This is a genomic window from Inquilinus sp. OTU3971 (assembly GCF_038440215.1).
The window spans coordinates 41,089-63,698 of the sequence record NZ_JASATH010000019.1 but is presented as its reverse complement, the minus strand read 5'-3'; the positions used below and the strand labels follow the sequence as shown (position 1 = coordinate 63,698).

Below are 22,610 nucleotides of genomic sequence, written 5' to 3'. Positions count from 1 at the left end.
CAACAGGGCGATGATCGCCGTGATGGCGCTGAGCACGACGGGTACGGCCACCCAGGCGACCGCGACCTCGGACCAGGACACCTGGGCGGACCGGCTCTCTGCCCCAGTCCTCACCCATCCTTCGCTCTGCGCCACCGAATCGTCCGGCTCCAAGCCGGTCATTCCGATGATGCTCATGTTCCAACTCCGCGCTTGAAGCAGCGCAGCGCCCCGGCCGGACCATCCGGCCGGGGCGCAGTTGCAACTATGGCGAAGTCGGCGCGGCGGCGCTGTGACCTAGGGCACAGACGGCGCTGAGAAGCCCAGGCTCAGCGCCAGTGGCCCTCGATCCAGACCCCCCGGCTCCAGAAGCCGGGCACCCAGGCCCGGGCCGGCGGCGCGGCGTAGACCACGCGCGGCGGCGGCGCATAATAGACCGGCGGCGGCCCGTAATAGACCGGGGGCGGCGGCGCGTAATAGACCGGCGGCGGCGCATAGAGCGGCAGGCCAATGCCGATGCTGACTCCGGAATGCCAGCCGCCATGCCATCCGCCGCCCCACCCACCGCCGCGCCACCAGGCCTCGGCCGGGGTGGATACCATCAGCGGCAGGGCCAGCGCGGCACCGAGGGCGGCGAAGACCGCGGCACGGCGCGGGGTGACGTGGAACACCTTGAACATGGTGAACACCATCTCTGCTGAACGCGGCACGCCGAAGCCGGCGTGTCTCTTGTCCTACACGAAGAGATGGTGTGCCGCCGTCGCGGCCGGCAAGTCGATTTAACGCAAATTAATGCGGCGGATGACACGGGCATGATGGCGCCCGTGTCATCCGGAGACTGGCCGTCAGGCCTGGACGGTCTTCTGCGCCTGCTCGCCCAGCTTCTCGATGCCGAGGCGGATGGTCTGGCCGGCCTTCAGGTACTTCGGCGGCTTCTGCCCCATGCCGACGCCCGGCGGGGTGCCGGTGGAGATGATGTCGCCGGTGCGCAGGCCCATGAACTGGCTGAGATAGCTGACCAGGAACGGCGTCTTGTAGACCATCGTCTTGGTCGAGCCGTTCTGGTAGCGGTGGCCGTCGACCTCCAGCCACATGTGCAGGTTGTCGTAGTCGCCGACCTCGTCCGGCGTCACCAGCCACGGGCCGGTCGGGCCGAAGGTGTCGCAGCTCTTGCCCTTGGTCCATTGGCCGTGGCGCTCGGTCTGGAAGGCGCGCTCGGAGACGTCGTTGATGACGCAGAAGCCGGCGACATGGCTCATCGCGTCGGCCTCCGACACATATTTCGCCGGCTTGCCGATGACGATGCCGAGCTCGACCTCCCAGTCGGTCTTCTCGCTGGCGCGCGGGATCTCGACATCGTCATTCGGGCCGACGATGGCGCTGGTGGCCTTCATGAAGATGATCGGCTCCGGCGGCACGGTGGCGCCGGTCTCGGCCGCATGGTCGGAGTAGTTCAGGCCGATGCAGATGAACTTGCCGGTGCCGGCGACGCAGGCGCCGAGCCGCGGATTGCCGGAGACGACCGGCAGCGAGGACGGGTCGATGCCCTTGAGCTTGGCGATGCCGGCCGGGGTCAGCGCGTCGCCGGCGATGTCGGGGACCACGCCGGACAGGTCGCGGATCCGGCCTTCGGCGTCGAGCAGGCCCGGCTTCTCCTGCCCCACGGGGCCGTAGCGCAGCAGCTTCATCGGTGTTCTCTCCCTAGGAACGCGGGTGTTGGGCGGCTCGGAGCCGCGGTCAGATGGTGATGCCGCCGTCGACGTTGATGGCCTGGCCGGTGAGGTAGGAGGCCTCGTCCGAGGCCAGGTACACGGCCAGCGACGCGATCTCCTCGGCGGTGCCGAGGCGGCCCATCGGCTGCCGCGCCACGAAGGCGGCGCGTGCCTTCTCGACATCGCCCTGCGCCGCCATGCGGTCATGCAGGCTCGGCGTCTCCACCGTGCCCGGGCAGATGGCGTTGCAGCGGATGCCCTGGCCGACGAAATCGGCGGCGATCGACTTGGTCAGCCCCAGCAGCGCCGCCTTGGTGGCGCCGTAGATGAAACGGTTCGGCAGGCCCTTGATCGAGGAGCAGACCGAGGCGACGCTGACGATGGTGCCGCCGCCGGCCGCGATCATCGCGGGCAGGAAGGCCCGGCACATGTGGTAGGCCGAGCGGACATTGAGGTCGAAGGAGAAGTCGTAGTCCTTCTCCTCGCAGTCCAGGATGGTGCCGGCATGGACGAAGCCGGCGCAGTTGAACAGCACGTCGACGGCGCCGCGCTCGGCCGCATAGGCCTTGATCGCGCCGTGGTCGAGCACGTCGAGCCGGGTGACCTTGATGCCCGGCGCCTCGGCCGCCAGCGCGTCGAGCGCGGCTTGGTTGATGTCGGTGGCGTACACCACCGCGCCTTCGCGGGCGAAGGCCAGTGCCACCGCCCGGCCGATCCCCTGCCCCGCCGCGGTCAGCACCGCCGTCTTGCCCGCCAGCCTGCCAGCCATGTCCTGAACCCGTCTGTTAAGTCGGACGTATTCCTCGCCCCGAGCGGCGCGCCCGTCAAGCGGAAGCGTATCACCGCTGGTCAAAGCGTAGGCAACAGCGTTAGGAAGGCGGAGCAGTGTTGCTGACGAGCGTGGAGACGACATGAAGCGGACCCGGACCGCGGTGATCGGGGCGGGCTATTTCGGCAGCCTGCACGCCGCCAAGCATGCGGAATTGCCCGAGGCCGAGCTGGTCGCGGTCTGCGACACCGACCCCGGTCGGGCCGGGGCGCTGGCGACCAAGCTCGGCGTCCGGGCGGTGACCGACCTGTCCGAGTTGATCGGCCAGGTCGACGCGGTCAGCGTCGCGGTGCCCACCAACGCCCATTTCGACACCGCGCGCACCTGCCTGGAGGCGGGCATCCACGTGCTGATCGAGAAGCCGATCAGCAACACGCTGGAGGAGGCCGACGCGCTGAGCCGCCTGGCCGCCGACCGCAAGCTGGTGCTGCAGGTCGGCCATCTCGAGCGGTTCAACCCGGTGGTGCAGGGCCTGGCCAAGATCCTGGACCGGCCGCGCTACATCGAATGCCAGCGCATCTCCGCCTTCAAGCCGCGCGGCACCGACGTCAACGTCGTGCTCGACATGATGATCCACGACATCGACCTGGTGCTGAAGATCGTGGGATCGCCGGTCGAGCGGATCGACGCCGTCGGCGCGCCGGTGCTGAGCGAGGCCGACGACATCGTCAACGCCCGGCTGCAATTCGCCAATGGCTGCACCGCGACGGTGACGGCCAGCCGGGTCAGTTGGAAACGCCACCGCACCATGCGGATCTTCCAGCAGGACGGCTACATCATGGTCGACCTGAGCGAGGCCAAGCTGACCTTCATCCGCAAGACCCGCGGCCGCGACGGCCAGCCGGAGCTGTACCAGGAGGAGCAGCAGTTCGAGACCGGCGACCCGCTGAAGCTGGAGATCCAGAGCTTCCTCGACAGCGTCGGCAACGGCCGCCCGCCGGTGGTCAGCGGGCCGGAGGGCCGGGCGGCGCTGGCCGCGGCGCTGGACATCACGCATCAGCTGGCGGACTGGCGCCGGCGCTTCCAGGACGGCGACGCAACCGCAAATTGAGACCCGCAGGGGCGAGGGGCAGCGTTGAAACCGGGTCGGCACGACATCATGTCTTCGGATCAAAGACTTATCTCCCGAGATCCGAGCCATGGATGACCCGTATGCCGTGCTGGGCGTGGCCCGCACCGCCAGCGAGGACGAGATCCGGCGGGCCTATCGCAAGCTCGCCAAGAAGCACCACCCCGACCTGAACCAGGGCGACGCGCGCGCCGAGGAGCGGTTCAAGGCGGTGTCGACCGCCTATGACCTCTTGAGCGACGCCGAGAAGCGCCGCCGCTTCGACGCCGGCGAGATCGACGCCAACGGCGCCGAGCGCGGCTATGCCCGCCGTCCCGGCGGCGGTGCCGGCTGGGCCGGCGCGGGTGCCGGTGGCGCGCGCTACCAGCGCTACGACAATTATGACGCCTTCACCGATGCCGGCGACATCGACGACATTTTGCGCGGCATGTTCGGCCAGGGCGGCGCCCGGGCCGGCGGCAAGGGCGGCGGCAAAGGCCGCGACATCAGCTACACGCTGCGGGCCGATTTCCGCCTGGCCACCGAAGGCGGCGAGACCACGGTGACGCTGGCCGACGGCCGGTCGCTCAAGGTCACCCTGCCGGTCGGCCTGACCGACGGCCAGACCATCCGCCTGCGCGGCCAGGGCGAGAAGGGCGGTCGCGGCGTTCCCGGCGATGCGCTGATCGAGGTCCGGATCATCCCCGACCCGGTGCTGGAGCGCGACGGCGCCGACATCCGCATGACCCTGCCGGTGTCGCTGCCGGAGGCGGTGCTGGGCGGCCGGGTGGAGGTGCCGACGCTGGTCGGACCGGTGATGCTGACCATCCCCAAGGGCTCGAACAGCGGCGCGGTGCTGCGGCTCAAGGGCAAGGGCGTGCGCAGCCCGACCGGCAGTGGCCGCGGCGACCAGTATGTCCGGCTGGCCGTCACCCTGCCCGACCCGGCCGACCCGGAGCTGGCGCGCTTCGTCGAGGACTGGGGCGCCCGCCACCCCTACGACCCGCGCAAGGGCAAGATCCGGTAAGGGTCAGGACAGGTGTGACGCAGGTTGGGTTCGCGGACGCGAACCCAACATTGCGCCGCCCGAGCCCGCGTTGGGTTCGCCAGAGCGAACCCAACCTACGCCCTGACTTCACTCTTATCCCTGCGACAACTGCAGATTTGACGTCGCCGCGGGCCGGCGCGATAAGCCGATTCATGCACTCCGCCCCCGCCGCCGCGGCCCTGCGCCCTGCCGCCGCCCCAGCCACCCGCCCGGTCGCGTGGTGGCTGTTCCTGTGCGCCGCCATGGTCTTCGCCATGGCGGTGATCGGCGCCGTCACGCGGCTGACCGAGAGCGGCCTGTCGATCGTCGAATGGGCGCCGATCAAGGGCGCGCTGCCGCCGCTGTCGGACCAGGCCTGGCAGGATGCCTTCGCCGCCTACAAGGCGACGCCGGAATACCTGTACAAGAACACCGGCATGTCGCTGGAGGCGTTCCAGCAGATCTTCTTCTGGGAATGGCTGCACCGGCTGTGGGGCCGGCTGATCGGCCTGGTCTTCGCCGCCGGCCTGGCCTGGTTCTGGTGGCGCGGCGGGCTGGACCGCGGCCTGCGGCTGCGCCTGCTCGGCCTCCTTGTGCTGGGCGGGCTGCAGGGGGCGCTGGGCTGGTTCATGGTGATGAGCGGCCTGGTTGACCGGCCCTCGGTCAGCCATTACCGGCTGGCCGCGCATCTCGGCCTGGCCGTGCTGCTTTACGCTCTCATCCTATGGACCGCCTACGGGCTGGCGCTGCCGCGGCTGGGAAGCTTCGCCGGGGCGCGGTCGCTGCGCCGGCACGCCTCGATCGCGATCGGCTGCGTCGCCGTCACCATGTGCTGGGGCGCCTTCGTCGCCGGGCTCGACGCCGGACAGGTCTACAACACCTTCCCGCTGATGGACGGGCGGCTGCTGCCGCCGCCGGAATCCTTCAGCATCATCCCGGCCTGGCTGAACTGGTTCGACAACACCGCCCTGGTGCAGTTCACCCATCGCTGGCTGGCGATCGGCACGTCCCTGGTGGTGCTGTCCCTGGCCGCCCGCTGCAGCCGCACGCCGGTGGTCGGCTGGGGCCACCTGGCCGGGCTGATAGTGGCGGTCCAGGTCGGCCTCGGCATCTCGACTTTGCTGGCGCAGGTGCCCGTTTGGCTGGGGGCGATGCACCAGGCGGGGGCGCTGCTGCTGCTCGCCCTGCTGCTCGCGCTTCGTTTCGTAACCCGGCCGGTTTCGGAATCGCGGCTCAGATGAGCCCAAGAAGAAAGTAAAGAACAAGCGCCGAGCCGATTCGACACTTTCCTGTTTGCGACTTTTGCAAGGCATGAAACGCGCGCCGGATTCATAGCAGACCCGCGAATTCGATTGCTCAAATGCGGTCGAAACGATACCGTCCACGCCATCACTCCTCGCTGGTGGGAGACGGACGAGAGCGCGCCTGTTGGGGCGTGCCTTGCAAACAAACCAGTGACCGGGAAACCGGAAACAGTAGGGGCGAACACATGCACAGCTTCACCAAAATCCTGGCGCGCGGGCTGCTCGCCGCCGCCCTCCTGGGCAGCGTATCGAGCGCGGCCCTGGCCGAGATGGTGCTCAACCGCGGCAACGGCTCCGAGCCGGAGACGCTGGATGTCCACAAATCCTCGGGCGTGCCTGAATCCTTCATCCAGATGGACCTCTTCGAAGGCCTTCTGATGGCCGACGCCAAGGGCGAGCCGGTTCCCGGCCAGGCCGAGAGCTACACCCTCTCCGACGACGGCCTGACCTACACCTTCAAGCTGCGCCAGAACGCGAAGTGGTCGGACGGCACCCCGGTGACCGCCGACGATTGGGTGTTCTCGATGCGCCGGCTGATCGACCCGAAGACGGCCAGCGACTACGGCTACTTCCTCGACCAGGTCGTCAACGCCCGCGACATCCGCGAGGGCAAGAACGGCAAGAAGCTCGAGGACATGGGCGTCAAGGCGATCGACGACCACACCCTCGAGGTCAAGCTGGTGGCGCCGACCCCGTACTTCGTGTCGTCGCTGCTGCACCACTCGACCCACCCGATCAGCAAGGCCAATTACGAGAAGTTCGGCGACGACTTCGTCAAGCCGGGCAACATGGTCTCGAACGGCGCCTACATGCTGGCCGAGGCGGTGCCGCAGGGCTACGTCAAGGTGGTCAAGAACCCGAACTACTGGGATGCGGCCAACGTCAAGATCGACACGGTCATGTTCTACCCGACCGAGGACATCGACGCCGAGCTGCAGCGCTTCAAGGCCGGCGAGCTCGACATGACCTATGAGCTGCCGAGCCAGCAGATCCCGACCCTGAAGAAAGAGATCCCGGACCAGATCCACATCACGCCGTATTTCGGTACCTACTTCTACGCGTACAACCTCACGAAGGAGCCGTGGAAGAGCAACGCCGACCTACGCCGTGCCCTGTATCTGGCGATCGACCGCGACACGCTGATCAAGCACGTGACCCAGGCCGACCAGCTGCCGGCCTACAGCTTCGTGCCGCCGGGCACCGACAACTATCCCGGCTTCGAGCCCGACGTGGCGAAGATGACGCAGGCCGAGCGCGACGCCCAGGCCAAGGAGCTGTTCGCCAAGGCCGGCTACGGCCCGGACAAGCCGCTGAAGCTGGAGATCACCTACAACACCAGCGAGAACCACAAGAAGGTGGCGGTCGCCATCGCCGCGATGTGGAAGAAGACGCTGGGCGTCGACGTCACCCTGCAGAACCAGGAATGGGGCACCTTCCAGGAGACGCGCGACAAGAAGCAGTTCCCTGACATCGCCCGCCACGGCTGGATCGGCGACTACAACGACGCCAACAACTTCCTCGAGCTGGAGACCCAGTACATCGGCGAGCAGAACACCTCGGAATACAATAATCCGAAGTTCGACGAGCTGATGAAGAAGGCCGGTCTGGAGACCGATCTCGCCAAGCGCGGCGAGCTGATGGTCGAAGCCGAGAAGATGATGATCCAGGATCTGCCGATCATCCCGATCTACTTCTACACCACCAAGCATGCCGTCTCGCCCGCGGTGAAGGGCTGGCAGGACAACGTGCAGGACTACCACCTGTCGCGCTGGCTCTCCGTCGAGCGGTAAGACCGGTTCCGTGACGATGCCCGCCTCCCGGTTCGTGCCGGAGGGCGGGCATCGCCCTTTTTACCCCCACGACATGTCCGGCATTCCGGCGGGGGCAGGGATTTGAAACGATGCTGACCTATGCCGTGCGCCGCATCCTCGGCGCCATACCGACCATCCTCGTGATCATCGCGATCGCGTTCTTCATGATCCGGCTGGCGCCCGGCGGTCCCTTCGCCGGCGACAAGCCCCTGCCGGTCGAGATCAAGCGGAACCTGGAGAAGGCCTATCACCTGGACGAACCGCTCTACATGCAGTTCGGCCGCTATATGGGCAATGTCCTGCAGGGCGATTTCGGACCGTCGTTCAAATACAAGGACTATTCGGTCAACGACCTGATCTATCAGGGCTTCCCCTATTCGCTGCAGCTCGGCCTGATCGCGATCGCGATCGCCGCCTTCTTCGGAATCCTGCTCGGCACGATCGCCGCGCTGAAGCAGAACACGCCCGGCGACTACGGCACCATGGCGATCGCCATGGTCGGCATCACCATCCCGAATTTCGTCGTCGCGCCGCTGCTGATCCTGATCTTCGCCGTGACCTGGAGGATTCTGCCCGCGGGTGGCATTGCCGGCGGCTGGACCTCCTTCATCCTGCCGATCATCGCGCTGTCTCTGCCGCCAACCGCCTATATCGCGCGTCTGACGCGGGCCAGCATGATCGAGGTGCTGCGCTCGAACTTCATCCGCACCGCCCGCGCCAAGGGCCTGCCGGAACGGATCACCATCGTGCGCCACACGCTGAAGGCCGGGCTGCTGCCGGTCGTATCCTATCTCGGCCCCGCCACCGCCGGCATCATCACCGGCTCGGTCGTGATCGAGCAGATCTTCGGCATCCCCGGCATCGGCCGCTATTTCGTGCAGGCCTCGCTGAACCGCGACTACACGCTGGTGATGGGCACGGTGATCTTCTTCGCCGTGCTGATCATCCTGTTCAATCTCATGGTCGACCTGCTGTACGGCGCGCTCGACCCGCGCGTGCGCTACGATTGAGGACGCGGCGATGACCGACGCCACCATCGGAACCCTTCCGCCCCCCGCCGCCCAGCCGATCAAGGGCCGCAGCCTGTGGCAGGACGCCTGGCGGCGCCTGCGCGGCAACAAGGCGGCCATCGCCAGCGTGGCGATGCTCGCGATCATCGCGATCGCCTGCATCGTCGGGCCTTATCTCCTGCCCTGGGGGCTGGACGAGGTCGACTACACCGCCTTCACCGCGCCGCCGAGCTTCGCGGCCGCGGACGACGGCACGGCCGCGCATTATTTCGGCACCGAGGCCAACGGCCGCGACCTCTTGGTCCGCACCCTCTATGGCGGCCAGATCTCGCTGATGGTCGGCATCGTCGGCACCCTGGTCAGCCTGATCATCGGCGTGGCCTACGGCGCCACCTCCGGCTTCCTGGGCGGACGCGTCGACAGCATGATGATGCGCGTCGTCGACGTGCTGTATTCGCTGCCGTTCATGTTCTTCGTCATCCTGCTGATGGTGTTCTTCGGCCGACACATCTTCCTGATCTTCGTCGCCATCGGCGCGGTGAACTGGCTCGACATGGCGCGCATCGTCCGGGGCCAGACCCTGTCGATCAAGCGCAAGGAATACATCGAGGCGGCCCATGCCTGCGGCGTGTCGAGCTGGGGCATCATCCGCAAGCATGTGATCCCGAACACGCTCGGCCCCGTCATCGTCTACATGTCGCTGACCGTGCCGCAGGTGATCCTGCTGGAGAGCTTCCTGTCCTTCCTCGGCCTCGGGGTGCAGGAGCCGATGACGAGCTGGGGCGTGCTGATCTCCGAAGGCGCCCGCAGCATGACCATCGCCTGGTGGATGCTGGTGTTCCCGGCCGTGTTCCTGGCCGTCACCCTGTTCTGCCTCAACTTCATCGGCGACGGGCTGCGCGACGCCCTCGACCCGCGCGATCGCTGAGCCCCGAGGCCAACGCACAATGACCGCAACACTCGTGACCACCCCGACCCCGAGCGCCGGCACCGTGGCCTCCCCCGCCGCCCAGGCCGAGACCATCCTGGCGATCCGCAACCTCGTCACCCGCTTCCGGACCGGCGACGGCCTGGTCGCCGCGGTGAACGGCATCTCGCTCGACATCGCCGCCGGGGAAACCCTCGGCGTCGTCGGCGAGAGCGGCTCGGGCAAGAGCCAGCTGTTCATGTCGGTGATGGGCCTTTTGGCCTCGAACGGCAGCGCCACCGGCAGCGTCCAGTACCGCGGGCAGGAGATCCTGGGCCTGCCGCCGGCGAAGCTGAACCGCTTCCGCGGCTCGAAGATGTCGATGATCTTCCAGGATCCGATGACGTCGCTGAACCCCTATCTGCCGATCTCGCGGCAGATGACCGAGGTGCTGGTGCAGCACAAGGGGATGAACCAGGGCCAGGCGCTGAAGCGCTCGATCGAGATGCTGGACCTGGTCCGCATCCCGGAGGCCAAGCGCCGCATCGGCATGTATCCGCACGAATTCTCGGGCGGCATGCGCCAGCGCGTGATGATCGCCATGGCCCTGCTGTGCCAGCCCGACCTGCTGATCGCGGACGAGCCGACCACCGCGCTGGACGTCACCGTGCAGGCCCAGATCTTGGACCTGATGCGCGACCTGAAGCGCGAGTTCAACACCTCGATCGTGCTGATCACCCATGACCTCGGCGTCATCGCCGGCCTCGCCGACCGGGTGATGGTGATGTATGCCGGCAACGTGATCGAGACCGGGTCGGTGCGGGACATCTTCTACAACCCGCAGCATCCCTACACCGAGGGGCTGCTGCAGAGTATGCCGCGGCTGAATTCCGACCGGCACGCCGAGCTGCCGTCGATCGGCGGCCAGCCGCCGAACCTGCAGAACCTGCCGCCCGGCTGCAACTTCCAGCCGCGCTGCCGCTACGCCCATGCCCGCTGCGTGGCGGAAGAGCCGCTGCTGCGCCCCTGCGGCGGCGACCTCGAAGCCAGCGGCGTGCGGCGGGCCAAGGCCTGCCACCTGACCCAGCTGCCTTTGACCGAGGCCGATCGCGCGATCATCGATGCCGATCGCGCCGCCCGGACCCGTCATTGAGGCCCGCCATGACCGACACCCTCCCGCCGGACGGCAAGAAGACGATCCTGTCGGTGCGCGACCTGCGCGTGCATTTCTCGATGCCGAAGCGGCACATGTGGTCCAGCCACCGCGACAGCCTGAAGGCGGTCGACGGCATCAGCTTCGACCTCAAGGCCGGCGAGACCCTGGGCATCGTCGGCGAATCCGGCTGCGGCAAGTCGACCCTCGGGCGCGCCGTGCTGCAGCTGATCCCGCCGACCGCGGGCCAGGTGGTGTGGATGGGCGAGAACATCGCCAATCTCGACAGCCACGCGATGCGTGAGAAGCGGCAGGACCTGCAGATCATCTTCCAGGACCCGCTGGCCTCGCTGAACCCGCGCATGACCGTGGGCGAGATCATCGGCGAGCCGCTCGACGTGTTCGAGGGCAAGCTGAGCAAGAAGGAGCGCCGGGCCAAGGTCGAGGAGATCATGGGCCTGGTCGGGCTGCGGCCGGAGATGATCAACCGCTACCCGCACGAATTCTCCGGCGGCCAGGCGCAGCGCATCGGCATCGCCCGGGCGATGATCCTGAACCCGAAGCTGATCGTGTGCGACGAGCCGGTCTCGGCCCTCGACGTCTCGATCCAGAGCCAGATCGTCAACCTCTTGATGCGGCTGCAGCGCCAGTTCGGCCTGTCGCTGATCTTCATCAGCCACGACCTGTCGGTGGTGCGCCACATCAGCCACCGGATCATGGTGCTGTATCTCGGCAAGCTGGCCGAGATCGCCGACCGCGACGACATCTACGACAATCCGCGCCACCCCTACACCCAGGCGCTGATCTCGGCGGTGCCGCTGCCCGACCCGGATGCGGAGCGCAGCAAGAAGCGGATCGTGCTGACCGGCGACCTGCCGAGCCCGCTGAACCCGCCCACCGGCTGCTATTTCCGCACCCGCTGCCCGAAGGCGCAGGACCTGTGCGCCCAGGTGGCACCGCAGCTGATCGACGTCGGCAGCCCCGGCCACCAGGCCGCCTGCCACTTCTGGGACACCCCGACCCCGGCCCGGCGCGACGAGGCGGCGTAAGGAAGGAGACACTGTCTCGATCGGCCCCGCTGCGTCACGGCGGGCTGATCGGGGCAGTTCCCCACCGGAGAAATGTTCTCCTCCGAACGAGGCAGCGGCGCCGCATGGCCGCTCATGAGGCCTGCCCGCCATCGGCCGTTCGACGTAGCCGCGGTGAAGAATCGCGACAAAGCGTATTTTCCTAAAATGCTTTCGATCTAACGGACATTGCCCGATCAGGGCTTTGAGTGATCCCCCTGCACAGAATGGTATGTAGGGACTTATCCCTCGCTCGTGACATCAAGGACAATGCTCCGACGACGCCGCCCCGCCCTGCGCGCAACGGCCCGGAGGGGAGCGCAACTGCTCGGCGAGGACATGATGGCGGACTTCCCGACACCCGATGACGACGTGATCATCGGCACCGCAGGCCCGGACACGATCGATGCGCTGGCCGGAGACGACTCTGTCGAAGGGCTGGACGGCGACGATAGTCTGTCCGGAAATGACGGCAATGATTTCATGCTCGGCGGCGGCGGCAGGGACAGCATGCTGGGCGGCAATGGCGACGACTACCTGAATGGCGGCGATGGTGATGACCGTCTCTACGGCGAGGCCGGCAACGACACGCTGATCGGAGGGGCCGACAACGACCTCATCGATGGCGGTGACGGCAATGACTATTTGGAAGGCGGCCTCGGCGACGACATCATCTATGGCGGCCTGGGCGCCGACCAGATCTATGGCGGCGACGGGCTGGACATCATTATCGGCGGCGCCGGCGGCGACACGCTGGACGGCGGGGCGGGCACCGATCTGCTGAGCGGCTATGAAGGCGACGACCTCCTTCTGGGCGGGGCGGGCGACGATGTGCTCGGCGGCGGCCTCGACCAGGACGTCCTCTATGGCGGCGACGGCAAGGACTCCGTCGACGGCGGGGCGGGCGACGACGAGCTTCACGGCGATGCCGGCGACGACGGGCTTTCCGGCAGCACCGGCAACGACCGTCTGTTCGGTGAGGCCGGCAAGGACACCATCCTGGGCGGCGACGGCGCGGATACGATCGACGGCGGTGCCGACAACGACACCGTCGATGCCGGCGCCGGCTGCGACCAGATCGACGGCGGCGCGGGCAACGACACCATCCGCGGCGGCACCGGGACAGACACGCTGACCGGGGGCGACGGCAACGATACCCTCGTCGGGCAGAGCGGTGCCGATGTCATGACCGGCGGTGTCGGCAACGATGTCTACTATGTCGACGACCGCTGCGACGTCGTGAACGAAAAGCCCGGCGAAGGCAGCGACTGGGTCGTGACCTGTTTCTCGACCACCTTGGACAGCACGGTCCAGAACATCGAGAACCTGCAGTTCTACGGGCTGTGGGGCCTGACCGGGATCGGCAATGCCGGCGCCAACCGGATGGTCGGCAACGACGGCAACAATGCCCTGGCCGGGATGGCCGGCGACGATATCCTCGGCGGCGGCCTGGGGGCAGATCTGCTGGATGGCGGTGCCGGCAAGGATACCCTCACCGGCGGGTCGGGCGCGGATAACTTCCGCGTCATGAGCCCGGCAGAGTCCGCGGTCGGCGCCAGCCGCGACGTGATCACCGACTTCGTCTCCGGCGAGGACAGGATCGTCCTGTCCTATATCGATGCCAACACCGGCGTGTCGGGCAACCAGGCCTTCAGCTTCATCGGTGGCGCCACGTTCAGCGGCCATGCCGGCGAGTTGCGCTTCGCCGGCGGGATCGTCAGCGGCGACGTCAATGGCGACGGACTTGCCGATTTCGAGATCGGCGTGGCCGTGCCGGCGCTGAACGGCGCCGACTTCGTGCTCTGAGGCCGGCCCGAAAACGGAAAGGGCGCCGGAAAACCGGCGCCCTTCGAACCTGGGTCCTGGTCCCGGAGGATCAGGCGGCCGCGGCCAGCGAGGCGGCGACGGTCGTGAAGTGCTCGACCACCGAGCCCTTGAACGCGGCCATGTCGAGGTCGTCGCGGGCGGTGATCAGGTTGCCGTCGACCACGACGGTGTCGTCGACCAGCTTGGCGCCGGCGGCCTCGAGCGTCTCGCGAACGCTGTCATTGGCGACCACGGTGCGGCCCTGGGTCCGCTCGGACAGCGCCAGCAGCTGCGGCGCGACGCCGAGAGCGGCAATCGGCTTGCCGGCATCGGCGAAGCCGCGGAGGATGCGCTTGGTGTGCGGGTTGGCGGCCAGCTTGGCCACGCCGCGCTCACCGCCCGGGATCAGGACGGCGTCGAAATCCGCGGCCAGCGCGTTCGACAGCGGCACGTCGACGGCGAAGTAGTGACCCCACGCCTTCTCGTGCCAGCCATTGACCAGCCCCTGCTCGGTCGAGACGATCTTCAGGGTGGCGCCGGCGGCGAGCAGGGCCCGCTGCGGCTCGGTCATCTGGACTTCCTCGAACCCGTTCGACACGAGGATGGCGATCGTCTTGCCGGCGAGAGGCTTGTCGTTCTGCATGTATTATTCTCCCTTGCTGAAGCCGGTCCCGGCGGATCCCCTCCGGACCCACATGGTAGCCTTACGGACGCGCACGAGGCGCCGTCCTGCGCTGCAGGTCGCGTGTCGCGGGGCAGCGGCAAAACCATGCCGGGATGGTGATTGAATTCGATCGTAGAAGTGGCGGCAGGGACGTCGAAAGTCAATGCCGGAGACCCATCGCATGGGTGCATTGCACAATGCTGGGGCTCGGCCCGCTTCCGAAACCATCGGCCCGACGCAAAACCGCCGCCCTGGAGGGCGGCGGTCCGTGAGTTCAACGTCGGTGAGGCGCCGGTCTTGAATGCCGGCACTCGTGGATCACCGCGACGAAATGGTCGGTGTCAGGCCGGCAGACCGGAGGTTGCCGACATCGCCCGATCCGACGCACGTCCCATCAGGGCCGCCGCGGAGATCATGGTCACCGGAGCGCTAGACATCGGATCACCTCCTTTCGTTTGTTGCACCTGCGATAAAGGTCGGGCGAATGACCGATTCTGTCAAGGGCGGGATCGGTCAGTTCGCCAGGCCGGCCGCGATATTGACCGCGAGCGCCAGGATCACGGTGTTGAAAATGAAGGACAGCACGCCGTGGCCGAGGGTCAGCCGGCGCATATAGGAATCCGTCACCTGCACGTCCGAGACCTGGGCCGTCATGCCGACAACGAAGGAATAGTAGAGGAAATCCCACAATCCCGGCTCGTCATCGCCCGGGAATTCCAGCCCGCGCGCATCCCGGCGCTTGCCGCGCTCACCGCCGGCCTTGCCGTAGTAGAGATGGGCGTAGCGGAAGGCGAAGACGGTGTGCAGCGTGGCCCAGCCCAGCGCCACGCCGGCGACCGCCAGGACGAGATGCAGCGGCGCCGGCCCCTGAGCCTGGTTCAGCAGGCTAAAGATCGAGGCCACGCCGAGACCGGCCGCGATCATCGTGATCAGCACGATCAGCGGCAGGCCCTCATCGTCGATGTCGGCGCGGTGCCGGAAGGAGGCGGGCGTCGCATGCCGCGCCAGGACCGCGGTCCAGGCGAGGTACAGGCCGAAGAAGGCATCGCCGGCGACGACGACGGCGATCGGCCCGCGGGCGCTGCCGCCCAGGGCGAACCAGAGCGCCACGCCCAGCAGCACGCCGGCATAGAAGCGGGTGTGGTGCCGCAGATGGTTGCGGATCGGGCCGAACAGGGCAGCCTCCCTTCGCAGGATCGCTGCCGCGAGGAAGGCATTCCCGCGCACGGCTGTCCAGGCCGACTCGGCCCTCGTCTAGCCGAAGCGCCTGGCCAGCCGTGCCAGCGCTTCGTCGAGCACCGAATCCTGCTTGGCGAAGCAGAAGCGGGCGACGGTCGACAGCGGAGACTCGGCATAGAAGGCCGAGACCGGAATGGCGGCGACCCCGACCTCCTCGATCAGGTGCCGGCAGAAGGCCTGGTCATCGCCGTCGAAGCCGGTCGAGCCGATGTCGAGGTTGACGAAATAGGTACCGTCGCAGGGCAGCACCGCCAGCCCGAGCCGCGCGAGGCCGACGGCGAAGCGGTCGCGCTTGCCCTGCAGCTCGGCGACGAAGCCGTCATAATAGTCGTCGCCCTTGGCCAGGCCGTAAGCGACGGCGGCCTGCAGGTTGGGCGGCGTGGTGAAGGTCAGGAACTGGTGCGCCTTGCCGAGCAGCGTCGCCAGCGCCGGCGCAGCGGTGACGTAGCCGACCTTCCAGCCGGTCAGCGAGAAGGTCTTGCCGGCCGAGCCGATCTTCAGGCAGCGCTCGCGCATGCCGGGCCGGGCGATCAGCGGCTGGTGCCGCCGGCCGTCGAACACCAGATGCTCGTAGACCTCGTCGCAGATGACGGTGGCGTCGGAGCCTTCGACGAACTCGGCCAGGAGGTCGAGCTCGGCTTCCCCGAACACCTTGGCCGCCGGGTTCAGCGGGTTGTTGAACAGCACCGCCTTGGTCCGGGCTGAGAAGGCGCGGGCCAGTGCCGCCCGGTCGAAAGACCAGTCGGGCGGCGTCAGATGCACGAATTTCGGCACGCCGCCGGCCCGGCGGACCAACGGCAGATAGGCGTCGTAGAGCGGCTCGAACAGCACCACCTCGTCGCCCGGCTCGATCAGCGCGAACAGTGCCGCCGCCAGCGCCTCGGTGGCGCCGGAGGTGACCACGACCTCGCTGTCGGGGTCGACCTCGAGCCCGTAGAAGCGCTTGTCATGCGCCGCCACGGCCTGGCGCAGCTCGGGCAGGCCGAGCATCGGCGGGTACTGGTTCCAGCCGTCGGTGACGGCGGCGGCCGCAACCCGCAGCACATCCTCCGGCCCCTTCCCGTCCGGAAAGCCCTGGCCGAGGTTGACCGCGCCGTGCTGCCGCGCCAACCGGGACATGACCTCGAACACCGTGGTGCCGAGGCCGGAGAAGATGGCGTTTCCGGGCTTCATCCTGGGACTCGGGCCACCCGTGTCAGTGCCGGGTTGCCGGGGAGTCGTCGAACTCCTCGTCCTCCGGCCCCTCCTCGACCACGTCGAGCATCTCCTCGAACCGGTCGAGCAGGTCGGAATAGTCGCGGTTGGCCCGCAGGAACTTGCGGAACGCCTTGTCGTTGCGGATGTCCGCGTCGAACCAGGCGTCGGCGGCGCGCTGATGCTCCGGATGGGCCGAGAGGTGGTAGAAGGCGGCCTGCTCGACGGCGACGATCTCACGCTCGTCCAGCATTTCCAGCACCGCGCCGACATAGGTCGGCAGGCCGGTCAGGAAGGCAATCTCGTTGGCGGCGGCGGCCAACTCATCCTCGTCCAGCGGCTCGTCCGGCGCCTCGCCGGCGGCGGCCGCAGCGGCCTGGGCCGCCTCCTCCATCTTGCGGATCTCATCGCGCAGCGCGGCGAAGTCGCTGTCGTCGCCGATCAGCGCCTCGTTCGGCGTGCCGCCGATCGCCGCCTCGATCGCCAGCAGCGTGTCGAGCAGCTTGCGCTTGCGCACCACCCAATTGGCCCCGCTGCGGACGTCCTCGGCGATCGACCGCAGCCGCTCCTGCTCCTCCGGCGCCATGTCGGCGAGCAGCGATGTTTCGGGCTTGGCAATCGCGGTCACGGCTCTCGTCCTGTCTTCGTCCTGCGCCCCGGCGGCGCGGGCGCACCCTAACACAAGCCACTTGGCACAGCAGCCCCGCCGATGGCGAAGCTTGACCCCTGTCCGCCGCATGCCTATCTGGATCGCGCCATGGCCAAGCTCCCGATCCTGATCGCCCCTGATTCCCGTCTCAAGACCAAGGCGAAGCCGGTCGCCGCGGTGGATGACCGCATCCGCCAGCTGACCGACGACATGCTGGAGACGATGTATGCCGCGCCGGGCATCGGCCTCGCGGCGCCACAGATCGGCGTGCTGGAGCGGATCATCGTCATCGACGTCGCCGGCAAGGACGAGCCGCCGGCGCCGCTCCGCCTGATCAACCCGGAGATCACCTGGGCGTCGGAGGAGCTGCAGACCGCCGAGGAGGGCTGCCTGTCGCTGCCCGAGCAATGGGCCGAGGTGGTGCGGCCGGCCGAGGTGAAGATCCGCTACCTGGACGAGACCGGCGCGTCGCGGGAGGCGCACGCGACCGGCCTGCTGGCCACCTGCGTGCAGCACGAGATCGACCATCTGAACGGCGTGCTGTTCGTCGACCACATCTCGGCGCTGCGCCGGAACATGATCCTGCGCAAGGTCCAGAAGTGGAAGAAGGACCACGCCTGACGGCGGTGCCTCTCGCGGTCCCACATTCTTTTTCTGTCATTGCCGGGCTTGACCCGGCAATCCAGGGCCACGAAGAACCGCTCTGGCCGCCCCTGGATCCTCGGGTCAAGCCCGAAGATGACACAATGGGGCAGGCGCGCCCCCTCGCCCCTCCCTACTTCTCCTCCTCCGAATCCCAGTAGCTCGTCCCGCCGATGTTGAGCGTGTCCGGCGCGACAAGGTCGTCGCCGGGAACGCCGATGCGCAGCCGGGTGACCGTGCCGTCATCGGCCATGAGCTGCAGCGTATAGCCGTCGAGGCGGTAGCGCCCGGCCGAATCCCGCGACTTCAGCGCGCCCATGGCCGAGAAGCCGTTCTCGTTCGTGACGGCAGCGAAACCACCCCCCGCGACGCCGACCGAGCCGCCGTCCGGTCCCGTCCCTGCCATGCTCTGCATGAAGAAGCTGCCGCCCTGGTGGCGCTCGAAGGTGCCGTCGGGCCGGAAGACGAGGTCAATGCGTCGAGTGACGCCGCCCTGGAACACGTTGAGATAGTAATAGCTGCGGTCCAGCCGGGCGTCGGGCGGGAACGGCTTCAGCACCGTGAAGCTGGGCAGGTCCGCCTTCTCCCCCGCCGCCGCGGTCATCACATATTTGTCGCCTGGCCGCTCCCAGCGCGACCAGTCCTGCGGCGCCCGGCGGCGAACCTGGTCGGCGTCGAGATCGGTCGGGGGATAGTCGAACTCGTAGCGATAGGCGGTGCCGTCCTTCAGCAGCAGGAAGCTCTCCTCATTGCGGTCGGTGAACGTGCCGCCGGTCGGGTTCATGCCGACCTGGAATTGCTCGCGGAACAGCATCGCCTCGATCTGCCCTGCCGGGAGACCCTTGTCCGGCCCGGCATTCACCTCCGCCGCATCCGGCGGCCGGTACTCCAGCCCGCCGGCCTCCGGCAGGTCGGAGCGGGCGAGGCGCGACGGGTCGTCCAGCAGCCGGCAATCGGACAGCTTGAACACCTCGAAGGCATAGACCTGGCTGATCCGGCCGATGACGGTGACGTCCTTGTCCTTCGTCTGCTCGAAGCGCTTCTCTTCCACCTCGTCGGCGAAGTCGCAGCTGGCGGTCCAGATCGAGCGCTTCTCCGGCAGCCATTGCTGCAGCCGGTCGTCGCCGTCGGAATGACCGGCAAGGGCGATCGGCCCGAGCTGCTGCATCGCCGCGGTGACGGCGTCGTCCTTGTCGTCGTCCTTCGCGCCGGGCGTACGCCGGAACAGCTCCTTCGCCACGACCGAGAGCTGGGCGATCGAGAACAGCGTCTTCGGCTTCGGCGTCAGGCCGGTCTCGTCCGGGATGTTCGCCTTGGCGATGCCGCCGGAATCGTCGAGCAGCCGGCACTCGTCGAGCTTGATGACCTTGAAGTCGTAGACCCGGTCGATCCGGCCGGAGACGACGACGTCGTGGCCGATCTCGCGGCCGAACAGCGATTCCTCGGCATCGTCGGCGAACTCGCAGCTGACCGTCCACAGCGACTGCTGGTCGACCGTCCATTGCTGCAGCTCGTCGTCATCCACCACCCGGCCGGACACGGCGATCAGCCCGACCCGGCCCAGCACGGTGGAGACCCAGTCGGTCTGGTCGGTGTCGTCCTTGTCCTGCGGCGCCTGGCGCCAGGCTTCTGCCGCCAGGGCCGAAAGCTGGCCGACGGAATAGAGGGTCTTCGGCCTCGGTGCGGGGCCGAGGAAGGCCTCCAGCACGCCGCGGGCCGGTCCGGCCTTGGCGGCCAAGCTGAAGGTCCTGCCGCTGAACAGCGCCGGCAGGGCGCCGCAAAGCAGCGGCGTCTTCTGGATCATCGAATCGGCCTGGGACTGGAGCGCGGCCTCGAGCTTCGACCGGGCATCCGCGAAACCATCCCGCTGCGCCAGCGTGCGCTCCAGCAGCCGCTCCAGCCGGTCGGCGTCGTTCGCCTGGCGCCAGTCGGCCAGCGCCGCCGCATGGGAAGCGGCGCCGGGCGCGTCGGTCCGGTCGCAGCTGGCGACCACGGCGCGGGTCAGGCCGAGCGGCACGTAGAGCGTGGTGATCGCCTCGGCCAGCGCCTTAGGATCGGGCGAGCCGGCGGCCGGCGCGGGCGATGGGGCTGCAAGCGATGCGGCAATGACCAGGCCTGCCAGGAGTCTCATCCATCCCTCCCCCGTCGGAGTCGGGGGCCAGACTGGCCCGGCCTCGCGGCGGGAACAAGGCGAAGATCAGGCGGCGCGGGGCCCTTCGCGCAGGACCTCGCGCATCGCCTCCTCGCCGTCGCGCAGCGCCTGGACATAGGCCGGCAGCGCGGGCGACGGGCCCTGCCAGCCGAAGGCGGCGGCGATCTCCGCGGTCGGCACCGTACCGCCGCGGCGGCGGAACACGGCCTTGACCACGGCCTGGGCGGCGACGGCGCCGCTGGCATCCTCGAAGCCCTGCTCGAGATACAGCCACTTCTCGTCCCAGCCCAGCAGGCGGCTGCGCAGCCGGTAGCCGGCGAAGGCGGCGAGCGAGCGGCGGTAGCGGATGGTCGCCCCGCCCAGCACCGGCGCCCAGCGCCGGCGCCACAGCAGCCCGACCAGCCCGACCCGCAGCATCAGGTCGGTGCGGCCGAGATCCATCACCGTGAGGTACCGGCCGTTGTTCATGTGCAGGTTGAAATCGAGGTCGTTCGGCCAGACCCGGAACCGCACCACGCTGTCGTCGAACAGGGCCAGCCGGCGCCCGAGCAGCGCCGCGACCACGACCCGGATGAGGCGGAGATAGAGGTTCATCGCGGGATGGCCCGTCGCAGCGATCAGAACGCCTCGGCGTCCAGCGCCATCAGCGGCGCCTTGCCGGCCATGATCTGGATGAACAGCGACCCGGTCTCCGGCAGCATGCGCTGGATGAAGAAGCGCGCCGTCTTCAGCTTGGCATCGTAGAAGCCGGCGCGGTCGCCGGCCTTGGGCGCCTTCTCCAGCGCCACCTTGGCCATCCGCGCCCACATCCAGCCCAGCGCCACCAGGGCGAACAGCTTGAGGTAGTCGGACGAGGCGGCGCCGGCCTCCTCCGGGTCCTTCAGCCCCTTCTGCGCGATCCAGGCGGTGGCCTGCTGCAGCTTGCCGAACGCCTTGGCCAGCGGGCCGACGAACTCCAGCATCGCCTCGTCCTCCGCCTCCTCGCGGATGAAGGCGTCGACCGGGTGGAAGAAGCTGCGCAGCAGCCGGCCCATGTCCTGCGGCATCTTGCGGCCGACCAGGTCGAGCGCCTGAATGCCGTTGGCGCCCTCGTAGATCTGGGCGATGCGGGCGTCGCGGACGAACTGCTCCATCCCCCATTCGCGGATATAGCCGTGGCCGCCCAGCACCTGCTGCGACCGGATGGCGACCTCGAGCCCCATATCGGTGAAATAGGCTTTCAGGATCGGCGTCATCAGCGACACGAAGTCATCGGCGTTCTGCCGGACCGCCGGGTCGGGGTGCTTGGTGTACAGGTCGATGTTGATGCCGACCAGGTAGCCCAGCGCCCGCGCGCCCTCGACGAAGGCCTTGCCGGTCAGCAGGTTCTTGCGCACGTCGGGGTGGACGATGATCGGGTCGGCCGGCTGGTCCGGCGCCTTCGGGCCGGAGAGGGCGCGGCCCTGCAGCCGGTCCTTCGCGTAGGCCACGGCGTTCTGGTAGGCGACCTCGGCGATGCCGAGCCCCTGTATGGCGACGCCGAGCCGGGCGGTGTTCATCATCACGAACATCGCCCGCATGCCCTTGTGCCTCTCGCCGACCAGCCAGCCGGTGGCGCCGTCGAGATTCATCACGCAGGTGGACGAGGCCTTGATGCCCATCTTGTGCTCGATCGAGCCGCAGGCGATGCCGTTGCGCGGTCCGGCGACGACCGCCCCGCCCTCTTCCTTCGGCAGGAACTTCGGCACCACGAACAGGCTGATGCCCTTGATGCCTGGCGGAGCGTCGGGCAGGCGGGCCAGCACCAGGTGGATGATGTTCTCGGTCAGGTCGTGCTCGCCGGCCGAGATGAAGATCTTGGTGCCGGTGATGCTCCAGGCGCCGTCGGCCGCCGGTTCCGCCTTGGTGCGGATCAGGCCGAGATCGGTGCCGCAATGCGGCTCGGTCAGGCACATGGTGCCGGACCAGGTGCCGTCCGCCAGCTTCGGCAGATAGGTCGCCTTCTGCTGCTCGTCGCCGTAAGTCTCAAGCGCGTTGTAGGCGCCCTGCGACAGGCCGGGATACATGCCGAAGGACATGTTGGCGGAGGACAGCACCTCCTCGATCACGACGTTGACCGCCTTGGGCATGCCCTGGCCGCCATAGGCCGGGTCGGCGGACAGGCCGGTCCAGCCGCCTTCGATGAAGGTGCGGTAAGCCTCCCTGAACCCTTTCGGCGTGTAGACGACGCCGTTCTCGAAGCGGCAGCCCTCCTCGTCGCCGGGCTGGTTCAGCGGCGCCAGCTCGTTCTCGGCCAGGCGCGCCGCCTCCTCCAGGATGGCGTCGACGGTGTCGGGCGTCGCCTCCTCATAGCCGGGCAGCTTGGCGAGCTGGCCGACGTCCAAGAGCTCGTGCAGCACGAAGCGGATGTCGTCGAGCGGAACCTTGTAGCTGGGCAT

20 protein-coding genes are annotated in these 22,610 nt (G+C 68.1%); 10 read left to right on the top strand and 10 right to left on the bottom strand.

Features of this window, described 5'->3' with window-relative positions:
- Positions 1-308: 308 nt before the first annotated feature.
- From AAHM41_RS07420 to AAHM41_RS07410, 3 genes are all read right to left on the bottom strand, one after another.
- Positions 309-689 (bottom strand): hypothetical protein, encoded by a 381-nt coding sequence (locus tag AAHM41_RS07420; RefSeq protein WP_342235886.1) that lies wholly within the window; start codon positions 687-689, stop codon positions 309-311.
- A gap of 135 nt (positions 690-824) precedes the next feature.
- Positions 825-1,667, bottom strand: coding sequence for a fumarylacetoacetate hydrolase family protein (locus AAHM41_RS07415; RefSeq protein ID WP_342235885.1), 843 nt, complete (start codon positions 1,665-1,667; stop codon positions 825-827).
- A gap of 49 nt (positions 1,668-1,716) precedes the next feature.
- The gene (locus AAHM41_RS07410) at positions 1,717-2,460 is read right to left on the bottom strand and encodes an SDR family oxidoreductase (RefSeq protein WP_342235884.1); all 744 of its coding nucleotides are present in this window, start codon (positions 2,458-2,460) and stop codon (positions 1,717-1,719) included.
- Between the two features lie 142 nt (positions 2,461-2,602).
- Between AAHM41_RS07410 and AAHM41_RS07405 the strand changes: the two genes are divergently transcribed.
- The 9 genes from AAHM41_RS07405 to AAHM41_RS07365 all read left to right on the top strand — a co-directional run bounded on the left by AAHM41_RS07405 (position 2,603) and on the right by AAHM41_RS07365 (position 13,653).
- Positions 2,603-3,571, top strand: coding sequence for a Gfo/Idh/MocA family protein (locus tag AAHM41_RS07405; RefSeq protein ID WP_342235883.1), 969 nt, complete (start codon positions 2,603-2,605; stop codon positions 3,569-3,571).
- An 88-nt stretch (positions 3,572-3,659) separates the two neighbouring features.
- The gene (locus tag AAHM41_RS07400; protein ID WP_342235882.1) at positions 3,660-4,595 is read left to right on the top strand and encodes a J domain-containing protein; all 936 of its coding nucleotides are present in this window, start codon (positions 3,660-3,662) and stop codon (positions 4,593-4,595) included.
- Positions 4,596-4,768: 173 nt separating this feature from the next.
- On the top strand, positions 4,769-5,836 hold the full coding sequence (locus AAHM41_RS07395; RefSeq protein WP_342235881.1) for a COX15/CtaA family protein: 1,068 nt from the start codon (positions 4,769-4,771) through the stop codon (positions 5,834-5,836).
- Positions 5,837-6,084: 248 nt separating this feature from the next.
- The gene (locus tag AAHM41_RS07390; protein ID WP_342235880.1) at positions 6,085-7,689 is read left to right on the top strand and encodes a peptide ABC transporter substrate-binding protein; all 1,605 of its coding nucleotides are present in this window, start codon (positions 6,085-6,087) and stop codon (positions 7,687-7,689) included.
- A 110-nt stretch (positions 7,690-7,799) separates the two neighbouring features.
- Positions 7,800-8,720 carry an oligopeptide ABC transporter permease OppB gene (gene oppB / locus AAHM41_RS07385; RefSeq protein ID WP_342235879.1) on the top strand — a complete coding sequence of 307 codons (921 nt, stop codon included), beginning with the start codon at positions 7,800-7,802 and terminating at the stop codon, positions 8,718-8,720.
- Positions 8,721-8,730: 10 nt separating this feature from the next.
- A complete protein-coding gene (locus tag AAHM41_RS07380) occupies positions 8,731-9,648 on the top strand; it encodes an ABC transporter permease subunit (protein WP_342235878.1) in 918 nt (305 codons plus the stop codon).
- Between the two features lie 19 nt (positions 9,649-9,667).
- Positions 9,668-10,780: an ABC transporter ATP-binding protein gene (locus tag AAHM41_RS07375; RefSeq protein WP_342235877.1), complete on the top strand. Its 1,113-nt coding sequence runs from the start codon at positions 9,668-9,670 to the stop codon at positions 10,778-10,780.
- An 8-nt stretch (positions 10,781-10,788) separates the two neighbouring features.
- Positions 10,789-11,829 (top strand): ABC transporter ATP-binding protein, encoded by a 1,041-nt coding sequence (locus AAHM41_RS07370; RefSeq protein WP_342235876.1) that lies wholly within the window; start codon positions 10,789-10,791, stop codon positions 11,827-11,829.
- A 360-nt stretch (positions 11,830-12,189) separates the two neighbouring features.
- Positions 12,190-13,653, top strand: coding sequence for a calcium-binding protein (locus tag AAHM41_RS07365; RefSeq protein ID WP_342235875.1), 1,464 nt, complete (start codon positions 12,190-12,192; stop codon positions 13,651-13,653).
- Between the two features lie 70 nt (positions 13,654-13,723).
- On the opposite strand, the gene AAHM41_RS07360 is transcribed toward AAHM41_RS07365, so the two are convergent.
- From AAHM41_RS07360 to AAHM41_RS07345, 4 genes are all read right to left on the bottom strand, one after another.
- On the bottom strand, positions 13,724-14,296 hold the full coding sequence (locus AAHM41_RS07360; RefSeq protein ID WP_342235874.1) for a DJ-1/PfpI family protein: 573 nt from the start codon (positions 14,294-14,296) through the stop codon (positions 13,724-13,726).
- 534 nt (positions 14,297-14,830) lie between these two features.
- Positions 14,831-15,544 (bottom strand): DUF1345 domain-containing protein, encoded by a 714-nt coding sequence (locus AAHM41_RS07355; RefSeq protein ID WP_342235873.1) that lies wholly within the window; start codon positions 15,542-15,544, stop codon positions 14,831-14,833.
- A 27-nt stretch (positions 15,545-15,571) separates the two neighbouring features.
- Positions 15,572-16,729: an aminotransferase gene (locus AAHM41_RS07350; protein WP_342235872.1), complete on the bottom strand. Its 1,158-nt coding sequence runs from the start codon at positions 16,727-16,729 to the stop codon at positions 15,572-15,574.
- 22 nt (positions 16,730-16,751) lie between these two features.
- Positions 16,752-17,378 carry a hypothetical protein gene (locus tag AAHM41_RS07345; protein ID WP_342235871.1) on the bottom strand — a complete coding sequence of 209 codons (627 nt, stop codon included), beginning with the start codon at positions 17,376-17,378 and terminating at the stop codon, positions 16,752-16,754.
- 129 nt (positions 17,379-17,507) lie between these two features.
- Between AAHM41_RS07345 and def the strand changes: the two genes are divergently transcribed.
- Positions 17,508-18,020 (top strand): peptide deformylase, encoded by a 513-nt coding sequence (gene def / locus AAHM41_RS07340; RefSeq protein WP_342235870.1) that lies wholly within the window; start codon positions 17,508-17,510, stop codon positions 18,018-18,020.
- A gap of 154 nt (positions 18,021-18,174) precedes the next feature.
- Here def and AAHM41_RS07335 read toward each other — a convergent pair whose 3' ends face one another.
- The 3 genes from AAHM41_RS07335 to AAHM41_RS07325 form a co-directional block, all read right to left on the bottom strand.
- Complete coding sequence (locus tag AAHM41_RS07335; RefSeq protein ID WP_342235869.1) at positions 18,175-20,172, bottom strand: hypothetical protein; 1,998 nt, start codon at positions 20,170-20,172, stop codon at positions 18,175-18,177.
- A gap of 66 nt (positions 20,173-20,238) precedes the next feature.
- On the bottom strand, positions 20,239-20,787 hold the full coding sequence (locus AAHM41_RS07330) for a thioesterase family protein (RefSeq protein WP_342235868.1): 549 nt from the start codon (positions 20,785-20,787) through the stop codon (positions 20,239-20,241).
- A gap of 23 nt (positions 20,788-20,810) precedes the next feature.
- The gene (locus AAHM41_RS07325) at positions 20,811-22,610 is read right to left on the bottom strand and encodes an acyl-CoA dehydrogenase C-terminal domain-containing protein (protein WP_342235867.1); all 1,800 of its coding nucleotides are present in this window, start codon (positions 22,608-22,610) and stop codon (positions 20,811-20,813) included.

Excerpts from the sequence above, each read along its gene's own strand:
- AAHM41_RS07415 (WP_342235885.1), bottom strand. The coding sequence starts at position 1,667 with ATGAAGCTGCTGCGCTACGGCCCCGTGGGGCAGGAGAAGCCGGGCCTG.
- AAHM41_RS07410 (WP_342235884.1), bottom strand. The coding sequence starts at position 2,460 with ATGGCTGGCAGGCTGGCGGGCAAGACGGCGGTGCTGACCGCGGCGGGG.
- AAHM41_RS07405 (WP_342235883.1), top strand. The coding sequence starts at position 2,603 with ATGAAGCGGACCCGGACCGCGGTGATCGGGGCGGGCTATTTCGGCAGC.
- AAHM41_RS07400 (WP_342235882.1), top strand. The coding sequence starts at position 3,660 with ATGGATGACCCGTATGCCGTGCTGGGCGTGGCCCGCACCGCCAGCGAG.
- AAHM41_RS07395 (WP_342235881.1), top strand. The coding sequence starts at position 4,769 with ATGCACTCCGCCCCCGCCGCCGCGGCCCTGCGCCCTGCCGCCGCCCCA.
- AAHM41_RS07390 (WP_342235880.1), top strand. The coding sequence starts at position 6,085 with ATGCACAGCTTCACCAAAATCCTGGCGCGCGGGCTGCTCGCCGCCGCC.
- oppB (WP_342235879.1), top strand. The coding sequence starts at position 7,800 with ATGCTGACCTATGCCGTGCGCCGCATCCTCGGCGCCATACCGACCATC.
- AAHM41_RS07380 (WP_342235878.1), top strand. The coding sequence starts at position 8,731 with ATGACCGACGCCACCATCGGAACCCTTCCGCCCCCCGCCGCCCAGCCG.
- AAHM41_RS07375 (WP_342235877.1), top strand. The coding sequence starts at position 9,668 with ATGACCGCAACACTCGTGACCACCCCGACCCCGAGCGCCGGCACCGTG.
- AAHM41_RS07370 (WP_342235876.1), top strand. The coding sequence starts at position 10,789 with ATGACCGACACCCTCCCGCCGGACGGCAAGAAGACGATCCTGTCGGTG.
- AAHM41_RS07365 (WP_342235875.1), top strand. The coding sequence starts at position 12,190 with ATGGCGGACTTCCCGACACCCGATGACGACGTGATCATCGGCACCGCA.
- AAHM41_RS07360 (WP_342235874.1), bottom strand. The coding sequence starts at position 14,296 with ATGCAGAACGACAAGCCTCTCGCCGGCAAGACGATCGCCATCCTCGTG.
- AAHM41_RS07350 (WP_342235872.1), bottom strand. The coding sequence starts at position 16,729 with ATGAAGCCCGGAAACGCCATCTTCTCCGGCCTCGGCACCACGGTGTTC.
- def (WP_342235870.1), top strand. The coding sequence starts at position 17,508 with ATGGCCAAGCTCCCGATCCTGATCGCCCCTGATTCCCGTCTCAAGACC.
- AAHM41_RS07335 (WP_342235869.1), bottom strand. The coding sequence starts at position 20,172 with ATGAGACTCCTGGCAGGCCTGGTCATTGCCGCATCGCTTGCAGCCCCA.
- AAHM41_RS07330 (WP_342235868.1), bottom strand. The coding sequence starts at position 20,787 with ATGAACCTCTATCTCCGCCTCATCCGGGTCGTGGTCGCGGCGCTGCTC.
- AAHM41_RS07325 (WP_342235867.1), bottom strand. The coding sequence starts at position 22,610 with ATGCCCAGCTACAAGGTTCCGCTCGACGACATCCGCTTCGTGCTGCAC.